Genomic DNA, 15,122 nt, shown 5'->3' with positions numbered 1-15,122 from the left:
GTGCCTCAGGCCGCGCGGCGGGCGGTGCGGGCGGGAGCCGTCGCGCAGACCGGGCAGTCGGGGTCGGCCGGCCACGGGTCGGTGCGCGTGGTGCAGTCGCCGCCGAGGTCGACCAGCTGGTAGCGCCCGGCCGCTGCAGGCGACGTCAGGCCGGTGAGGTACCGCAACGCCTCCATCGCGACGAGCCCGCCGAGCACCTGCGCGACCGGCCCGATCCCACGGTTGCGGTGCTCCTGGCGCAGCACGAGCGGCCACTCCATCGCGACCCGGTCGACGCCCTCCGCGAGCCGCTCGCGGTGCCGCACGAGGCACTCCTGGCAGGCGCTGACACCCGGGTCGACCGACCAGTAGAGCCCTTGCGTGTACGCGAGCCCGCCGCGCACGAGCGGCACCCCAGCGGCGACGCACGCGCCGTTGACCCAACGGTCGACCTCCGCGGGGTCGTCGATCGCGTGCACCACCAGGTCGGGACGGAACCGTCGCAGCAGGTCCGCGACGTCCTCCTCGGAGTCGACGCGTCGGCGCTCGGCCGTGACGCGCAGCGACGGGTCGAACGCGCGCAGCCAGTCGGCCACCCGCTCGGCCTTCGGCTGCCCGACCTCCGCCTCCGTGTAGGTGAACTGGCGCGCGAAGTTGCGGAGCTCGACCAGGTCCTGGTCGACGACCGTCAGCGTGCCGACGCCGAGCCCCGCGAGGCTCATCAGCGCGGCCGACCCGAGGCCGCCCGCACCCAGGACCAGCACGTGCGCGGCACGCAGGCGGCGCTGCGGCTCCTCACGCGGGACGTCGAGCGTCGTGAACGCGTCGAACCAGAACAGGTTGCTCGCGTAGCGCTCGCGGTCGTGCGCGTCGAACGTCTCCGGGGCTGCGGCGTCCTCGAGCCAGCCGAGGCCGTCGAGCTGGCGGACGACGGTCGCGACGTCGTCGTCGGAGGCGGCGAAGCCCTGCGACCGGAGCGCCGCGGCGAGGGCCGGGGCGTCGCGCGTCCCGTCGAGCAGCAGCCGCAGGAGCGCGAGGACGCGGCCGTCCGGGTCGGCGACCCGCACGCGGGACGTCGGGTCGAGGCTGACGATGAGCTCGCCGTCGTGGGCGAGGCACGTGAGCGACTTGAGTCGGGGAACCATGACGTCCTCGTCGGGGTCGGGGGGACGGCGGCGTGGGCCGCCGGTGCGCGTCCGGGTCGCGGCTCGTGACCGCCCGACCCGGTGGTCGGGGCGCCGGGACCGTGCGGGTCCGCCGGTGCCCTCGACCGGGGGCGTCGCGCCGCGCGTCGGGCGGGCAGCGCGGCGGAGGCGCGTCGGGCGCGAGGGCCGCGACGCGTGGAGGCCGGCCCGGCGGTGGGCCGGGCCGGCCTCAGTGCGTCGTCAGGCGGCGCCGTAGACGTAGGCGTCCGGGTCGAGGTGGATCCGCGTCGCGGTGATCTCCTCGACCTCCATGATCTCGATGGTCATCTGCTGTTCACCCCCCTGCTGTCGTCGTCCGGTGCGCTGCCGTACCGGGCAGCAACACCCGACCAGGAGAGGGCCCCGGCGACTTTGATACTCCGGAGTAGTTTTCTCACCCGGCCGCCGTCGGACCACGCTCCGGGACGGCCCTGGCCGACACCCGCCGGCGCGCGGGACCATGACCGGGTGCGACGACGCCCACCCGCGGCCAGGCAGGCGGCCGGACCGGACCGCCCGACGTCCCCACCGGCAGCCCGCCCTGCGGCCCCGCCGGCGGACCGCAGGCCGCCGCCCGCGGCCTCCCGACGGGCGCGCCACGTCGTCGTCCTCGGCGCAGGCGTCGCAGGCCTCCTCGCCGCCGCTGCGCTCGCGCGCCCCGGGCGGACCGTCCTCCTGCTCGAGCGCGACGACCTGCCCGGCACGCCCCGGCCCCGTCGTGGCGTCCCCCAGAGCCCGCAGCCGCACGTCTACCTGCACCGCGGGCTCGAGGCCGTCGAGGAGCTGCTGCCCGGCGCCCGCGCGGACCTCCTCGCCGCCGGGGCGGTGCCCTTCGACACCGGCGACCTCGCGTGGCTCGCGGCGACCGGCTGGACCCCCCGGGTGCGTCAGCTCGTGATCCTGTCCGTGAGCCGCCCCGTGTTCGAGCACGTCGTGCGGCGACGCGTCCTCGCCCTGCCCGGGGTCGAGCTGCGGACGGGCGTGCGCGTCGACGGCGTCGCCCACGCGCCGGTCGGCGGCCCGGACTCCCACCCGTGGGCCGTCGAGGTCGCCGACGGCGACTCGGTCCCGGCGGACCTCGTGGTCGACGCGACCGGCCGGTCGTCGCGCCTGCCCGGCTGGCTCGAGCACCTCGGGGTAAGCCCCGCCCGCACGGACACGATCGACGCCCGGGTCGGGTACGCCTCGTGGCTCGTCGACCTGCCGCACGACCGCGTCGCGGTGCCGGGGATCGTCGTGCAGGCGCAACCGGGCTCACCCGGCGGCATCGCGCTGCCCGTCGAGGACGGCCGCTGGATCGTCGGGGCCGTCGGCGCGGGCGACCAGCGCCCCCCGCGCGACGCCGACGCGCTGCGCGCGTTCCTCGACGAGCTGCCCGACCCCGCGCTCGCCGAGCTCGTCGACGCGGGCCGCACGGCGAGCGAGGTCGCCGTCCACCGGCAGACCGGCAACCAGCGGCACCGCTACGACCTGCTGCCCGACTGGCCCGACGGGCTGCTCCCGATCGGTGACGCGCTGTGCGCCTTCAACCCGATCTACGGCCAGGGGGTGACCGTCGCCGCGCTCGAGGCGCTCGCGCTGCGCGCCGCGGACCGACGCGGGGCGCTCGGCCGTCCCGGCGGCGCGCACGCGCTCGTGCGCCGGTTCCGGCGCCTCGCCGACCTCCCCTGGGGCATCGCGACCGGCGTCGACCGCGCCTTCGTGCCGTCGGCTCGGCGCCCCTCACCCGTCGACCGGGCCATGGGCTGGTGGATCGGCGAGGTCAACCTCGTCGGCGCGCACGGCCACACCCGAGCCCAGCTCGCGCTCGGGCGGCTCTACCACCTCGTCGGGTCACCCCTCGCGCTGCTGCACCCCGCGGTCGTGGCGGGCGTCGTGCGCGCCCGCGCGCGCGGCTACGGCCCCCCGGTGCCCCGCCCGCAGATCCTCGTGCCCGCCCCGGCCACCGCGCCCGACCCGGCCTGACGACGCGTCGCCCGCTCCCTGACCGTCGGTCAGGGACGGGTGACCCACGCGCGGTCCCGGAGGATCGTGCGGCCCGCGAGCTCGTTCGCCTCGCGCCACGCCTGGACGCTCCGCGGGCGGGCGTGGAACCACGTGTACTCCTGCGGCTCCGCACGGGGGTCGAACCCGGTGGCCGCGGCGAACGCGTCCGCGACGTCGTCCGGCACGGAGTCCGACGCCTCGACGTCCGCGTCGACGAGCACGACGTCACGCGTCTGCCCGAGTGCGAGGCGAGCGCGGCGGGTCGCGACGAGGTTGCGCGCGGTCGGGGACGCGGCGGTCGTCGAGACGAGGATCGACTCGCCGTCCCAGAGGAACGACAGCGGCACGAGGTACGGCTGGGCGTCGGCGTCAGCGGTCGCGACCCACAGGTCGACGTCGGTGCGGAGCCGGTCGAGCGTGTCGGCGACGCGCTGCTCAGCGGTCCGGGCGGCGGGCGTCTCGGTCATCGCACTCCTCGTCGACGTGGGACGGCCCGAGCAGCCCGCCCGACGGCCCGAGTCTGGCAGACGTCACCGCCCCACCCGCCCGACGGTCCCACGCGCCCACCCGCCACACCTGGCCGACGGTCCCACCCGCCCGCCAGCCCCTCGCCTCCCGCGGCTTCCTCCCGCGAGCTCGTCAGCGGGTGCCGAGCTCGTCAGGTGGAGCTGACGCACCCGGCCCGAGCTGACGAACCCGACGACGTGAGGTCGCGGCAGCGCTCGGCCGGCGACGACGGCGTCGTGCAGCGGCGCTCGGGCCTCTGACGGTGGCGACCTGACGCCGTCGGGCGGCTCAGCCGGCGGTGACGTGCGCGACGACCTCGGCGACGACGTCCGGGTCGCGGAGGATGCGGCGGTGCCCGAGGCCCGTGGTCGTGACGAGGCGCGCGCCGGGCCACGACCGCGCGAGGCGCTCGCCGTCGGCGTGGTGCGCCTCCTTGTCCTGCGTGTCGTGCACGACGAGCGCCGCGGGCAGCGGCCCGTCGAAGGACTCGACGCCGCGCGCGACGTCGAAGTCGGTGAGCGGGCGCCCGGCCCGTCGCTCCATGAGCGCGAGGAACCGCTGCCGGGTCGACTCGCTGAACCCGAGGACCTCGGCGAAGTCGCGTGTGTACGGCAGGGGGTCGGCCATGGGCGCGACGAGCGCGACGCGGTCGGCGGTCAGCCCGTCGAGGAGCGCGAGCGTCGTGGTGCTGCCGCCGAAGGAGTGCGTGACGATCGCGTGCGCAGGGCCCCGGGCGGCGACGACGGCGGCGAGGGTGTCGGCCATCTCGGGCATCGTCGCCTGGCGGGGTCCGAACTCGCCGGGTCCGGACTCGCCGTGGCTGAGCGCGTCGAAGGCGACGACCTCGTGACCGGCGGCGACGAGCGGCTCGACGAACGCGGCGAGCTGGCCGCGGTGCCCGCCCCAGCCGTGCACGAGGTAGACGCGCGGCCCGCGCCCCCACGTCTGCCCGGCGACGTGCCCCTGGCCGACCGGCAGCGTCCAGCGGGTACCGCCGGGGACCGTCGCCGTACGACGCGTGCCGGTCGGTCGGCACCAGAGGAAGAACGCGGCGCGGGCGACGAGCGCCGGGGCGACGCGGTCCGTGAGCCTGAACGCGGTGCGCAGTCCACGCGGTGGCCGCACGTGTGAACGAACGGTCGTGCTTTTTTGAACACCTGTCGTGGTCACGGTGAGCTCCTGACATCGGGAGTGGGGCGGAGTCGGACGGGATCGGACGGGTCGGTCCGGGCGGGACAGGGGAGGGCTGGACGGTGCGGGCCGCGGTCAGCGGCCGGGTGCCCCGGAGCGGCCGACGACCGCGAGGTCCTCGGCCGGCGTGCGGATGCCCGCGAGCAGGCGCTCGAAGGCGTCGCGCGACCGGCGCTCGGCCGCGGGGTCCCGCAGCAGCCGGTACGCGTGGAAGTGCCCGAGCATCACGCCGTAGAGGTCGTGCGCGAACTGCTCGGGCGACAGGTCGTCGCGGAACTGCCCCTCCTGGACACCCGCGCGGTACATCTGGGTGATCGAGTCGACGAGGTCGCGATGGTCGCGCACGAGCTGGTCGCGCACCGCCCCGGGGTCGTCGTCGAACTCGGTGGCCGCCGACACGAACAGGCATCCCGCGGCGCTGGCCTGCGACGTCGCCAGCCAGTGCTCGAACAGCGCGCGCACCCGCGGCTCGCCGCGCGTCGTCGCGAGCGCCGGGCGGACCACCTCGTCGACGAAGCTCTCCCGCGCCCGGGCCAGGACCGCGAGCTGCAGCGCCTCCTTGGAGCGGAAGTGCGCGAACAGCCCGCTCTTCGACATCTCGGTGGCCGTCGCGAGCGAGCCGATCGTCAGACCGGCGATGCCGAGGCGCCCGGCGATCTCGACCGCGCGGTCGACCACCGCCTGCCGCGTCGCCTCACCCTTCCCCATGCGGCAGTTGTAGCACGATCGTGCTGAGGTGCGGAAGGGCGTGCGCGACGACGACCCGCCCGGTGAGGTCCCGGACGGGTCGTCGTCGTGCCGTCACGCGCCGCAGGTCCCGAGCGCGCGGCGTCGTGCCGGCGTCAGCGGAGGTACACGTTCGGCTTCGCGGGGAGCGTGAACGGCGAGCCCAGGAAGAAGCCGGGGTGGGGCGGCTGGTTGTACGCCGTGTTCTGCCACGCGATCGCGACGCGGTACTGCTGGTCGTGCAGCAGGGTCCACAGCCGCGTGTCCGTCGGGACGGGCGTCGCGTAGATCCGCAGCGCGCTGTCGTCGGACGTCGGCCAGATCACCTCCTCGCGCCAGTCCCCGAGGATGTCGCCGGACAGCGTCGGCGTCGCCTTCGTGCCGTTGTTGCTGTGCACGCCGGACCCGGTCAGCAGACGCGTGTCGCCGCCCGTGCCGTACTTGTCGATGCGCGTCTGGTCGAGCAGCTCACGCGTCGTGTCGCCGTCCCACCAGGCCAGGAAGTTCGCCGACGACGGCTTGCGCGCGACGCCGGTGCCGGACGTGTTGCGCAGCTGCGAGTCCGACGACGACCAGGACTCGGCACCCGCCGAGCCGGACCAGATGTCGCCCGAGACCCCGCGCCCGTTGTCCGAGCCCGACGGCGTGCTCCAGAGGATCTGGCCCGTGCGGGCGTCCGCCATCCAGGAGTCGGGCTGGTTCGTCGACTCGGTGACCTTGTAGTACTCGAGTCCGGGCCGGCTCGGGATGAGGTCGCCGACGTGCCCGGCGTCGCCGTGACCCGTGCGGTTGGTCCACAGGCCCGTGCAGTTGTCGTCGATGGCCGCCGCGCCGTACAGGACCTCCTGCCGGCCGTCCCCGTCGACGTCGGCGACGGACAGCGAGTGGTTGCCCTGCCCGGCGTACGCGCTGTTGCCCGACGCGTTCGAGTCGAACGTCCACCGCCGCGTGAGCTTGCCGTCGCGGTAGTCCCAGGCGACGACGACGGCCCGCGTGTAGTAGCCGCGCGCCATGATGATCGACGGCCGGACGCCGTCGAGGTACGCGGTGCCGGCGAGGAACCGGTCGACGCGGTTGCCGTACGAGTCGCCCCAGCTCGACACCGTCCCGCGCGGCGGCACGTAGTCGGTCGTGGCGGCGATCGCGCCCGTCTGGCCCTGGAACACCGTGAAGTACTCGGGGCCGGACAGGACGTAGCCCGACGAGTTGCGGTGGTCGGCGCTCGCGCTGCCGATCACCTGCCCCGTGCCCGACCGGGTGCCGTCGGCCGTCTTGACCGCGACCTCGGCCTTGCCGTCGCCGTCGTAGTCGTAGACCTGGAACTGCGTGTAGTGCGCGCCCGCCCGGATGTTGCGGCCCAGGTCGATGCGCCACAGACGCCGTCCGTCGAGCTCGTACGCGTCGAGGAACACGTTGCCCGTCACGCCGGACTGCGAGTTGTCCTTGGCGTTGGTCGGGTCCCACTTGAGGACGACCTCGAGCCGGCCGTCACCGTCGAGGTCGCCGACCGAGCCGTCGTTCGCGACGTAGTCGGACCCCGGCTTGCTGATGGGGACGTCGAGGTAGCCGTTCGCGAACGTCAGGGACGTCTCGGAGGCGGCCTGCTCGGCGCCGTCCACGACGGCCCGGACCGTGTAGGTCGCGCTCGCCGCGGCACCCGCGTCGAGGTAGCTCGTCGCGCCCGTGAGCGGCGACGCGTTCACCTTCGTCGCGCCGCGGTAGAGGTTGAAGCCGGTGCTCGCCGGCTCGGTCCCGAGCAGCCGCCACTGCACGAGGTTCCCCGACCCGCTGCGGACGCTGATGAGCCCGCGGTCCAGGTCCTCGGCCTGCCACGCGCCCGACGGCGGCGGGGTCGTCGTCGTCGGTGTCGGGGTCGGCGTGCTGGTCGGGGTGCTCGTGGGCGTCGACGTGGGGGTGCTCGTCGGCGTCGTCGTCGGCGTGGTGCCACCCGTGCAGGTCGTGCCGTTGAGCGCGAACGACGTCGGCGCGGGGTTCGACGAGCCGTTCCACCCGCCGTTGAAGCCGAACGACACGGTGCCGCCGGTCCCGATCCTGGCGTTGTACCCGGCGTCGCGGACGGTCACGGTCGCGCCCGACTGCGACGCCGTCCCGTTCCACGCCTGCGTGACCGTCTGGCCCGCGCCGAACGCCCACGTCAGGGTCCAGCCGTCCACGGCGTCGCCGAGGTTGTCGATCTTCACGTCGGCACCGAAGCCGGTGCTCCACTGGTTCGTCACGGTGTACGTCACGCGGCAGCCCACGGCTGCCTCGGCGCCCGCGGCGGCGACGAGACCGCCCGTCGCCATCGTCGCGGCGGCGAGGAGTCCCGCGGCCGCCCGTCGTGCTGTCATGGCTTCCCCTTCGGTTCGCGCGCGGGCGGCGTCGCTCGCGCGCTGCGGACCCCGCGCCGCGGCCGGCAGTCCTCGGGCGGGGGTGGGTCGTCGCCTGACGTTAGGGAAGCGCTCGCCCGTGCGGGAGGCCTGGACCCCCGGTGAAGCGTTTCGGGTTTGAACGATTCAAGACCGCAGGGCGATGTGCGCGCTCACATCCTCGGGTGGCGTGACCGACGCGTCCGGGGGGTACGACATCGGGGGCCGCCGTGCCACCGCTCCACCGGTGCACGCCAGGGCTGGCCGACGGCGGCTCAGCTCGCGAGCTGGACGAGATTGCCGCACGTGTCGTCGAGCACGGCCGTCGTCACCGGCCCCATCGCCGTCGGCGGCTGCACGAACCGCACGCCCGCGGCGGTCAGCCGCTCGTACTCGGCGTGCACGTCGTCGACCCCGAACGACGCCGCGGGGATGCCGTCCTCGACCAGACCGGCCTTGTACGGGCCGACGACGGGGTGCTTGTCCGGCTCCAGCAGGAGCTCGACACCGTCGGGGTCGGCGGGCGAGACGACGGTGAGCCACCGGTCCTCGCCGAGCGGGATGTCGTTCTTCGGCACGAAGCCGAGGACGCGGGTGTAGAAGTCGAGCGCCTTGGCCTGGTCGTCCACGAAGACGCTGGTCACGGTGAGGCGGATCATCGGTCGGTCCCTCCGGGGGTGTGGGTCTCGCTGGGGGCGCTCCCGCCTGTGCCACCGACGTCACGGACCGGCCAGCGGCGCGTGATCTCGGCGAGCGGGGACGTGTCGAGGTGGTGGAGCTTGTACCGGCCCTCGCGCCGGACGACGACCAGCCCTGCGGCCTCGAGCACGTCGAGGTGCTGGGAGATCGCCTGCCGGGTCGACGACAGGCCGTGCTTCATCGCGAGGCGCGAGCAGATCTCGAACAGCGACTGCCCGTCGCGTTCCTGCAGCTCGTCGAGGATCACGCGGCGCGTCGGGTCCGCGAGCGCCTTGTACACCTCGTCGGGCATGGGACCGTTATAGGCAAGTCGCTACTTGCCTGTCAATGGGGACGGGTTCTTTGTCGATTCCGGCTACCGCCGCGCGTCATCCCGGTGCACGGTGTCCCTGGACGCCGGGCCGACCCACCTCACCCACCCGGCACGCCGCCGGCCCGCCCGCCCGACGAGGAGCTGACATGACCGACGACCGCGACCGCTGGATGGTCCTGCTGTACGAGGACGAGAACCTGTGGGCGAACGCCACCCCCGAGCAGCAGGAGGTCTACCTCGTCCGGCACCGCGACTACGAGCAGAACGCCGCGGAGCACGACGTCGTGATCCTCTCGAGCGACGCGCTCCGGCCGACCGCGACCGCCACCACGCTGCGACCCGGCGAGGACCGGCTGACCACCGACGGGCCGTTCGCCGAGACCACCGAGCAGCTCGGCGGCTTCTACCTCGTCGAGGCCGCGTCGCAGGACGCCGTCGTCGACCACGCCCGCCGGCTCCCGCCGTCGTACACGATCGAGGTCCGGCCCGTCGCGGTCCTCGACTTCTGAGGCGATGTCGATCGGGACACGGCTCCCCCGTCATCCCGCCGACACCCCGCACCGCCAGGAGGCCCCGATGCCCACGCAGCCCCGCCGTCGCCGCCCGAGTCTCGCGACGCCCTGCACCACGGCGACGGACCGGGGGGCGTCCGCATGAGGTTCGTCGTCCTCCGCTACGGCGGCACGTCGACCCGGCCCGCACGCGGGACGGACCTCCTCGACGAGCTCACGACCGGCGGGCTGCGCGGCACGCGCCCGGGCCCGCAGCCCGCCGGTCCGGCGCCGGCCTCCGCCGACCCGGCACCCGCGTCCGCCAATCGTGGCTCCGATCCGGACGGTCGGGGCTCCGCCTCCGCAGGCTCGAGCCCCGCACCCGCCGGGCACGGACCCGGTCCCGGCGACGACGAGGTCGCCGCCGCCCTCGCCGCGATCCTCGCTCCGCCACGCGCACCGCGCGACGACCTCGCCGCGCTCGCCGCGGTGCTCGGCGTCACGACCGTGCTCGACGAGACCCTCGGATCCCCCGACGTCGCGACCACCGTCCGTTCCCGCGCGGAAGGGCTGACCCTCACGGACGGGACGGCCGCCGCACCGGACGGACCGCTCGTCGGGCTGCACGTCCTCGACGCCCCCGACCTCGACGCGCTCGTCGACGTCCTCACCCTGCTCCCCGCGGGCACGTTCGAGGTGCACCCGGTGGTGGCCGCATGACCGCCCCCGACCCGGCCGACGGCCCGCGTACGCCACCGACGGGAGCGGACGCGTCCACCCGGGCGAGCGCGCTCGCGGGCGCCCCGACCTCGGCGCCCGGTGCGAGCACCGAGCAGCAGGCGGCCGACGCGGTCGCCGCCGCGTGGCAGCAGCACTGGTCACGCCTGATCGCCCTGGTCATCGGGCAGTACGCGCGGCCGGACCTCGCGGAGGACGCGGTGTCCGACGCGTTCGAGTCCGCCGCCCGACGCTGGCCCCTCGACGGCGTCCCCGCCAACACGGGGGCCTGGCTGCTGACGGCGGCGCGTCGACGTGTGCTCGACCGCCTGCGCACCGAGTCGGTGCAGCGGCGCAAGGCGCCGCTCATGGTGGTCGACGACGAGATGCGCGCGGCCGCGTCCGCCGCCGTCGACCCCGGTGCGCACGTCGCCGACGAGCAGCTCCGGCTCGTCTTCGCGTGCTGCCACCCGGCGATCGCCCCCGACGACCGCGTCGCCCTCACGCTACGGTTCGTCGTCGGGCTGTCGACAGCGGAGATCGCCCGGCTGCTGCTCGTGCAGGAGTCCGCGATGGCGGCACGTCTGACCCGTGCGAAGAAGCGCCTCGCCGCCTCCGGCATCCCCTTCGCGACACCGCCGGCCGACCGGCTCGACGAACGCCTCGACGTGGTCGCGACCGTCGTCTACCTGACCTTCACGTCGGGCTACCAGCCGGGTGCGGGGGACGTCCCGCTGCGCGTCGACCTGGGCGACGAGGCGATCCGCCAGCTCCGCGTGCTCGACGGGCTGCTCCCCGACCGCGCGGTCGTCCGTGCGCTGCTCGCGCTCCTGCTGCTCCAGCACTCGCGCCGCGACACCCGCCTCGACGCCGACGGCGGGCTGGTCCTGCTCCCCGACCAGGACCGCACCCGCTGGCGCCACGACGACATCGACGAGGCCCTCACCCTCCTGTCCACCCTCACCCCCGAGGTCGCGCCCGCCGACCGCCCCGCGCCCACACCGGCCGACCGGCCGCCCGCGCCCACCACGCGTCCGCCGATGTCGCGGCTCGCCCGCGAGTACCTGCTGCAGGCGCTGATCGCTGCCGAGCACGCCACCGCACCGACGTCGGAGGCGACCCGTTGGCACGTCGTCGCCGCGCGCTACGCGGAGCTCGAACGACTCACCGGCTCGCCCGTCGTGCGCCTCGCCCGGGCGGTCGCCGTCGCGGAGGCCGACGGCCCGGACGCCGGCCTGCGCCTGCTCGACGGCCTCGACGAGGCGCTCCCGCGGCTCCACCGCGTCCCGGCCGTCCGGGCCGAGCTCCTGGCCCGCGCGGGCCGCCGAGCGGCGGCCGCGGCCTCCTACCGCCACGCCCTCACCCTGGTCACCAACCCGACGGAACGCACCCACCTGGAGTCCCGCCTGGCAGAGGTCACCTCGGCCTGACCACGACCACTGGCGCGACTCTGACGGCGCCGACTTCGTCAGCCCGCGCCGAGTTCGTCATCCGGAGCTGACGACGTCGGCACCAGGGCGTGAGCGGCCGCGAGGTGCACGGTGGGGAGCACCCCGGGACCGACGTCGGGACTCCCAGGTCGTCGCGTCATGGCGAGACGGTGACCGTGTCGACCCCTTCGAGCCGACGGCTCCCGGCGACCTGCGGACGCCACGGCGCACCACCGACCCTGTGTGCGGCTCACCGACGCTCACCGGCGGGCGCGGGAGGGCAGCGGCAGCACGCCGGTCGAGGCTCAGGTGGCGAGGAGGAGGGTGAGGAGGGTGAGGTTGAGGGCCACGACCAGGGCGACCACGACGACGAGGGCCGCGTGCAGCCACGGGCCGTTGCGGTCGGCGCCCATGAGGGCGCGGTCGCGGGTCAGGCGGACCAGCGGGATCACCGCGAACGGGATGCCGAAGCTCAGCACGACCTGGCTGAGGACGAGGGTCCACGTGGGGTCTGCCCCGACGGCGAGCAGCACGATCGCGGGCACGAGCGTCACGACGCGGCGGACCAGCAGCGGGATCCGGCGGTGGATCAGGCCCTCCATGATCGTCGCGCCGGCGTAGGCCCCGACGGACGTCGACGCGAGCCCGGAGGCGAGCAGCCCGACGGCGAACGCGATCCCGACGGCGGGTCCGAGCGCGGAGACGATCGCGGCGTGCGCGCCCTCGATGGTGTCGGTGCCGTCGACGCCGCGCAGCGCGGACGCGGCCAGCAGCAGCAGACCGATGTTCACCAGCCCGGCGATGACGAGCGCACCGCCGACGTCCCAGCGGGTGGCGCGCAGCAGCCGGACACGCCCCTCGCCCGCGGGCGCGTGCCCGTGCCGGTCGCGCACGAGCGCGGAGTGCACGTAGATCGCATGCGGCATGACGGTCGCGCCGAGCATGGACGCGGCGAGCAGGACGGAGTCGGTGCCGTCGAACCGCGGGACGAGCCCGGACAGCACGCCGCGCGCGTCGGGCGGGCTGACCAGCAGCCCGACGAGGAAGCCGACGGTGATGACGGCGAGGAGCGCGACGACGACGGCCTCGAAGCGACGCTGCCCGTACACGTTCTGGGTGGCGAGCAGGACCATCGAGACGACGCCGACGATGAGCCCGCCGAGCGGCAGCGGCACCCCGAACAGCAACTGCAGGGCGATGGCGCCGCCGACGACCTCGGCGATGTCGGTGGCGGCGGCGACGAGCTCGGCCTGGCCCCAGAACGCGAGCCGCGGACCGCGTCGCATGCGCTTGCCGAGGACGCCCGGCAGGGAGTCGCCGGTGACGAGCCCGAGCTTGGCGGACTGGTACTGCACGAGCACGGCCATGACGTTGGCGGCGACGAGCACCCACAGCAGCAGGTACCCGTACCGCGCGCCGGCGGTCAGGTTGGCGGCGACGTTGCCGGGGTCGACGTAGGCGATCGCGGCGACGAACGCGGGCCCGAGCAGCAGCGGCGTGCGACGCGCCTTCCGGCGTCCACCGGGGCCGAGGGCCTCCGCGCGCTCGACGTCGACGTCGACTCGGGTCACCGCTCCTCCTGGAAAGTTCGGGTGCCCGAAACTCTATACCCGGTCACCCGCATCCTCAGGACGACAGGCCGAGGTCAGGCCGCCTCGACCTCGCGCACCCACGCGGTGGCCGTCTGGTGGAAGCCGACCTTGCCGAAGTACTCGCGCATCGCCGGCGCGGGCTCGACGTGCAGCTCACGCAGGCCGTGCTCGGCGAAGACACCGGAACGCCGGTACACGAACTCACCCGGCGTGAAGTCGCGGAACCGGGTGGTCACCCAGTCGAGGTCGACGACGCCGACCCCGTCCCCGACGTCCCGGACGACGACCACCCCGACGACCTCGTCCCCGCGCGCGACGAGGAACGCCGACGCGTCGTCGGCGAGCGCGAAGCCCGGCTGGAAGCGGCGGATCTCCTCGGCGTGCACGTCGAGGAAGTGCCGCACCCACGCGTCGCCGGTCCCCACGTCGACGACCGTGTAGGCGCGCTCGTCGTGCCGCTCGCGCAGCAGGCGCCACAGCCAGTAGACGTCGATGATCGCGATCGCCCCGTTCATCACGGCGAACGCCCAGATCCCGACGATCGCGTTGTAGCCGGTCGCAAGCACGGCCCCGACCAGGTTGAGCACCCGGAACCGCAGGACGCGTGCCTGCATGAGCGACACGACGACCAGGACCGATCCGAGCCACCCGACGACCTCGAGCCAGAGCATGCCCGCCAGTATCCCCGCCTCCGCGGGAGCTGCCCGGCCCGGGCGTGCACCGCTGCGCCGGACGGGTGGCTGCGGCGGGTCGGGAGCGAGGGATCCGCGTCGTTAAAGGTCTCGACCCGGCCCGGCGGACGGGTCGACCCTGGACGGCATGGCGTCATGGTCGATCCACGAGGTGCCCGTGCCCGAGTCCGTCGACGCGCCCGGGGCCGGACCGCTCCTCGCGCTCACCGACGTGGCCAACCGTGTCATCGCGCACGAGTGGGGCAACCACGACTACGACCGCACGCCGCAGGAGGTCCTCGGCGCGCTCCGCGACCAGGCGTACGTGCGCAAGCCGCGCTTCCTCGTCACCGACGACGACGGGACGCCGCTCGGCTACCTCGCGATGCTGCTGCCGCTGCAGGAGAACACGCACACCGCGTACGTCGAGATCGGCGTCCTGCCCGAGCACCGCGGCCAGGGCATCGGGTCCGCGCTGCACGACCACGCGCTCGACGTCGCGCGCGCCGCAGGCCGCCGCTCGCTCACCGGGAGCACCGACCACCGCCAGGAGCCGCCCGCGGGCGACGGCACCCTCGTCCCGAGCACGGGCACGGGACGCGTCGCCGCCGACGCCCCCGCCGTCCGGTTCGTCGCGTCGCGCGGCTGGCAGCTCGAGCAGGTCGCGCGCCGATCCGTCCTCCCGGTGCCGGTCGACCCGGACGTCCTCGCCGCGCACCGCGCGCAGGCGCAGGCGTTCGCGGGCGACGAGTACCGGATCGTGCACTGGGGGTCCGCCGCCCCCGACGAGTGGGTCGACGAGTACGCGACGCTCAACACGCGCATGAGCACCGACGTCCCGCTGGGCGGCCTCGACTTCGAGGAGGACGTCTGGGACGCGAAGCGCATCCGCACGACCGAGGCGCAGTTCGTCGACCGCGGCATCGAGCTGGTCGTCGCGGCCGCGGAGCACGTGCCGACGCACACGCTCGCCGCGTACACCGTGCTCATGCTGCCGCCGGAGAACGAGGAGTTCGTGCACCAGGAGGACACGCTCGTGCTCAAGGAGCACCGGGGTCGACGGCTGGGGATGCTCGTCAAGGCGGCGAACCTCCAGCGGCTCGCGGAGGTCCGGCCGGGCGCGCGACGGGTCGCGACGTGGAACGCCGAGGAGAACTCCTACATGCTCCGCATCAACATCGACCTGGGGTTCGCACCGAGCGGCGGCTCCGGGGAGTGGCAGCTCCGTCTGGAGTGACGGGGGCGTCAGGCCCGGCGCACCCCTGGT

Annotated in this window: 14 protein-coding genes; 5 read left to right on the top strand and 9 right to left on the bottom strand. The window is 74.8% G+C overall.

The window, feature by feature from the left end; genetic code table 11:
- Positions 1–5: 5 nt before the first annotated feature.
- A complete protein-coding gene (locus tag GXP71_RS18105) occupies positions 6–1,124 on the bottom strand; it encodes a ThiF family adenylyltransferase (protein ID WP_162353800.1) in 1,119 nt (372 codons plus the stop codon).
- 507 nt (positions 1,125–1,631) lie between these two features.
- On the opposite strand from GXP71_RS18105, the gene GXP71_RS18100 reads away from it, so the two are divergent.
- Positions 1,632–3,128: an NAD(P)/FAD-dependent oxidoreductase gene (locus tag GXP71_RS18100; RefSeq protein ID WP_162353799.1), complete on the top strand. Its 1,497-nt coding sequence runs from the start codon at positions 1,632–1,634 to the stop codon at positions 3,126–3,128.
- A gap of 29 nt (positions 3,129–3,157) precedes the next feature.
- Here the strand turns inward: GXP71_RS18100 and GXP71_RS18095 are convergent, their stop codons facing one another.
- The 6 genes from GXP71_RS18095 to GXP71_RS18070 all read right to left on the bottom strand — a co-directional run bounded on the left by GXP71_RS18095 (position 3,158) and on the right by GXP71_RS18070 (position 8,933).
- On the bottom strand, positions 3,158–3,616 hold the full coding sequence (locus tag GXP71_RS18095) for a pyridoxamine 5'-phosphate oxidase family protein (RefSeq protein ID WP_162353798.1): 459 nt from the start codon (positions 3,614–3,616) through the stop codon (positions 3,158–3,160).
- 328 nt (positions 3,617–3,944) lie between these two features.
- Complete coding sequence (locus tag GXP71_RS18090; protein ID WP_162353797.1) at positions 3,945–4,781, bottom strand: alpha/beta fold hydrolase; 837 nt, start codon at positions 4,779–4,781, stop codon at positions 3,945–3,947.
- Between the two features lie 141 nt (positions 4,782–4,922).
- Positions 4,923–5,555 carry a TetR/AcrR family transcriptional regulator gene (locus tag GXP71_RS18085; RefSeq protein ID WP_162353796.1) on the bottom strand — a complete coding sequence of 211 codons (633 nt, stop codon included), beginning with the start codon at positions 5,553–5,555 and terminating at the stop codon, positions 4,923–4,925.
- A gap of 134 nt (positions 5,556–5,689) precedes the next feature.
- Positions 5,690–7,924, bottom strand: coding sequence for a cellulose binding domain-containing protein (locus tag GXP71_RS18080; RefSeq protein WP_162353795.1), 2,235 nt, complete (start codon positions 7,922–7,924; stop codon positions 5,690–5,692).
- Between the two features lie 293 nt (positions 7,925–8,217).
- Positions 8,218–8,601 (bottom strand): VOC family protein, encoded by a 384-nt coding sequence (locus GXP71_RS18075; RefSeq protein ID WP_225916119.1) that lies wholly within the window; start codon positions 8,599–8,601, stop codon positions 8,218–8,220.
- Positions 8,598–8,933 (bottom strand): helix-turn-helix transcriptional regulator, encoded by a 336-nt coding sequence (locus tag GXP71_RS18070; protein ID WP_124341560.1) that lies wholly within the window; start codon positions 8,931–8,933, stop codon positions 8,598–8,600. Before GXP71_RS18070 ends, GXP71_RS18075 begins: the two co-directional genes overlap by 4 nt.
- Positions 8,934–9,100: 167 nt before the next feature.
- On the opposite strand from GXP71_RS18070, the gene GXP71_RS18065 reads away from it, so the two are divergent.
- The 3 genes from GXP71_RS18065 (at position 9,101) to GXP71_RS18055 (ending at position 11,592) form a co-directional block, all read left to right on the top strand.
- Positions 9,101–9,463 (top strand): YciI family protein, encoded by a 363-nt coding sequence (locus GXP71_RS18065; protein WP_162353794.1) that lies wholly within the window; start codon positions 9,101–9,103, stop codon positions 9,461–9,463.
- 144 nt (positions 9,464–9,607) lie between these two features.
- Positions 9,608–10,165, top strand: a complete 558-nt coding sequence (locus GXP71_RS18060; RefSeq protein WP_162353793.1) for a hypothetical protein — start codon at positions 9,608–9,610, stop codon at positions 10,163–10,165.
- Positions 10,162–11,592: an RNA polymerase sigma factor gene (locus GXP71_RS18055; RefSeq protein ID WP_162353792.1), complete on the top strand. Its 1,431-nt coding sequence runs from the start codon at positions 10,162–10,164 to the stop codon at positions 11,590–11,592. Before GXP71_RS18060 ends, GXP71_RS18055 begins: the two co-directional genes overlap by 4 nt.
- Positions 11,593–11,897: 305 nt before the next feature.
- Here GXP71_RS18055 and GXP71_RS18050 read toward each other — a convergent pair whose 3' ends face one another.
- On the bottom strand, positions 11,898–13,163 hold the full coding sequence (locus GXP71_RS18050) for an Nramp family divalent metal transporter (protein WP_162353791.1): 1,266 nt from the start codon (positions 13,161–13,163) through the stop codon (positions 11,898–11,900).
- A 74-nt stretch (positions 13,164–13,237) separates the two neighbouring features.
- Positions 13,238–13,855 (bottom strand): YgjV family protein, encoded by a 618-nt coding sequence (locus GXP71_RS18045; protein WP_162353790.1) that lies wholly within the window; start codon positions 13,853–13,855, stop codon positions 13,238–13,240.
- Positions 13,856–14,003: 148 nt separating this feature from the next.
- Between GXP71_RS18045 and GXP71_RS18040 the strand changes: the two genes are divergently transcribed.
- A complete protein-coding gene (locus tag GXP71_RS18040; protein ID WP_162353789.1) occupies positions 14,004–15,092 on the top strand; it encodes a GNAT family N-acetyltransferase in 1,089 nt (362 codons plus the stop codon).
- The last annotated feature ends 30 nt before the right edge of the window (positions 15,093–15,122 follow it).

The sequence above is a fragment of the Cellulomonas sp. H30R-01 genome (genome assembly GCF_010119915.1).
In the GTDB taxonomy this organism is placed as follows: Bacteria; Actinomycetota; Actinomycetes; order Actinomycetales; family Cellulomonadaceae; genus Cellulomonas; species Cellulomonas algicola.
This window is presented reverse-complemented; position numbering and strand designations above follow the sequence as displayed.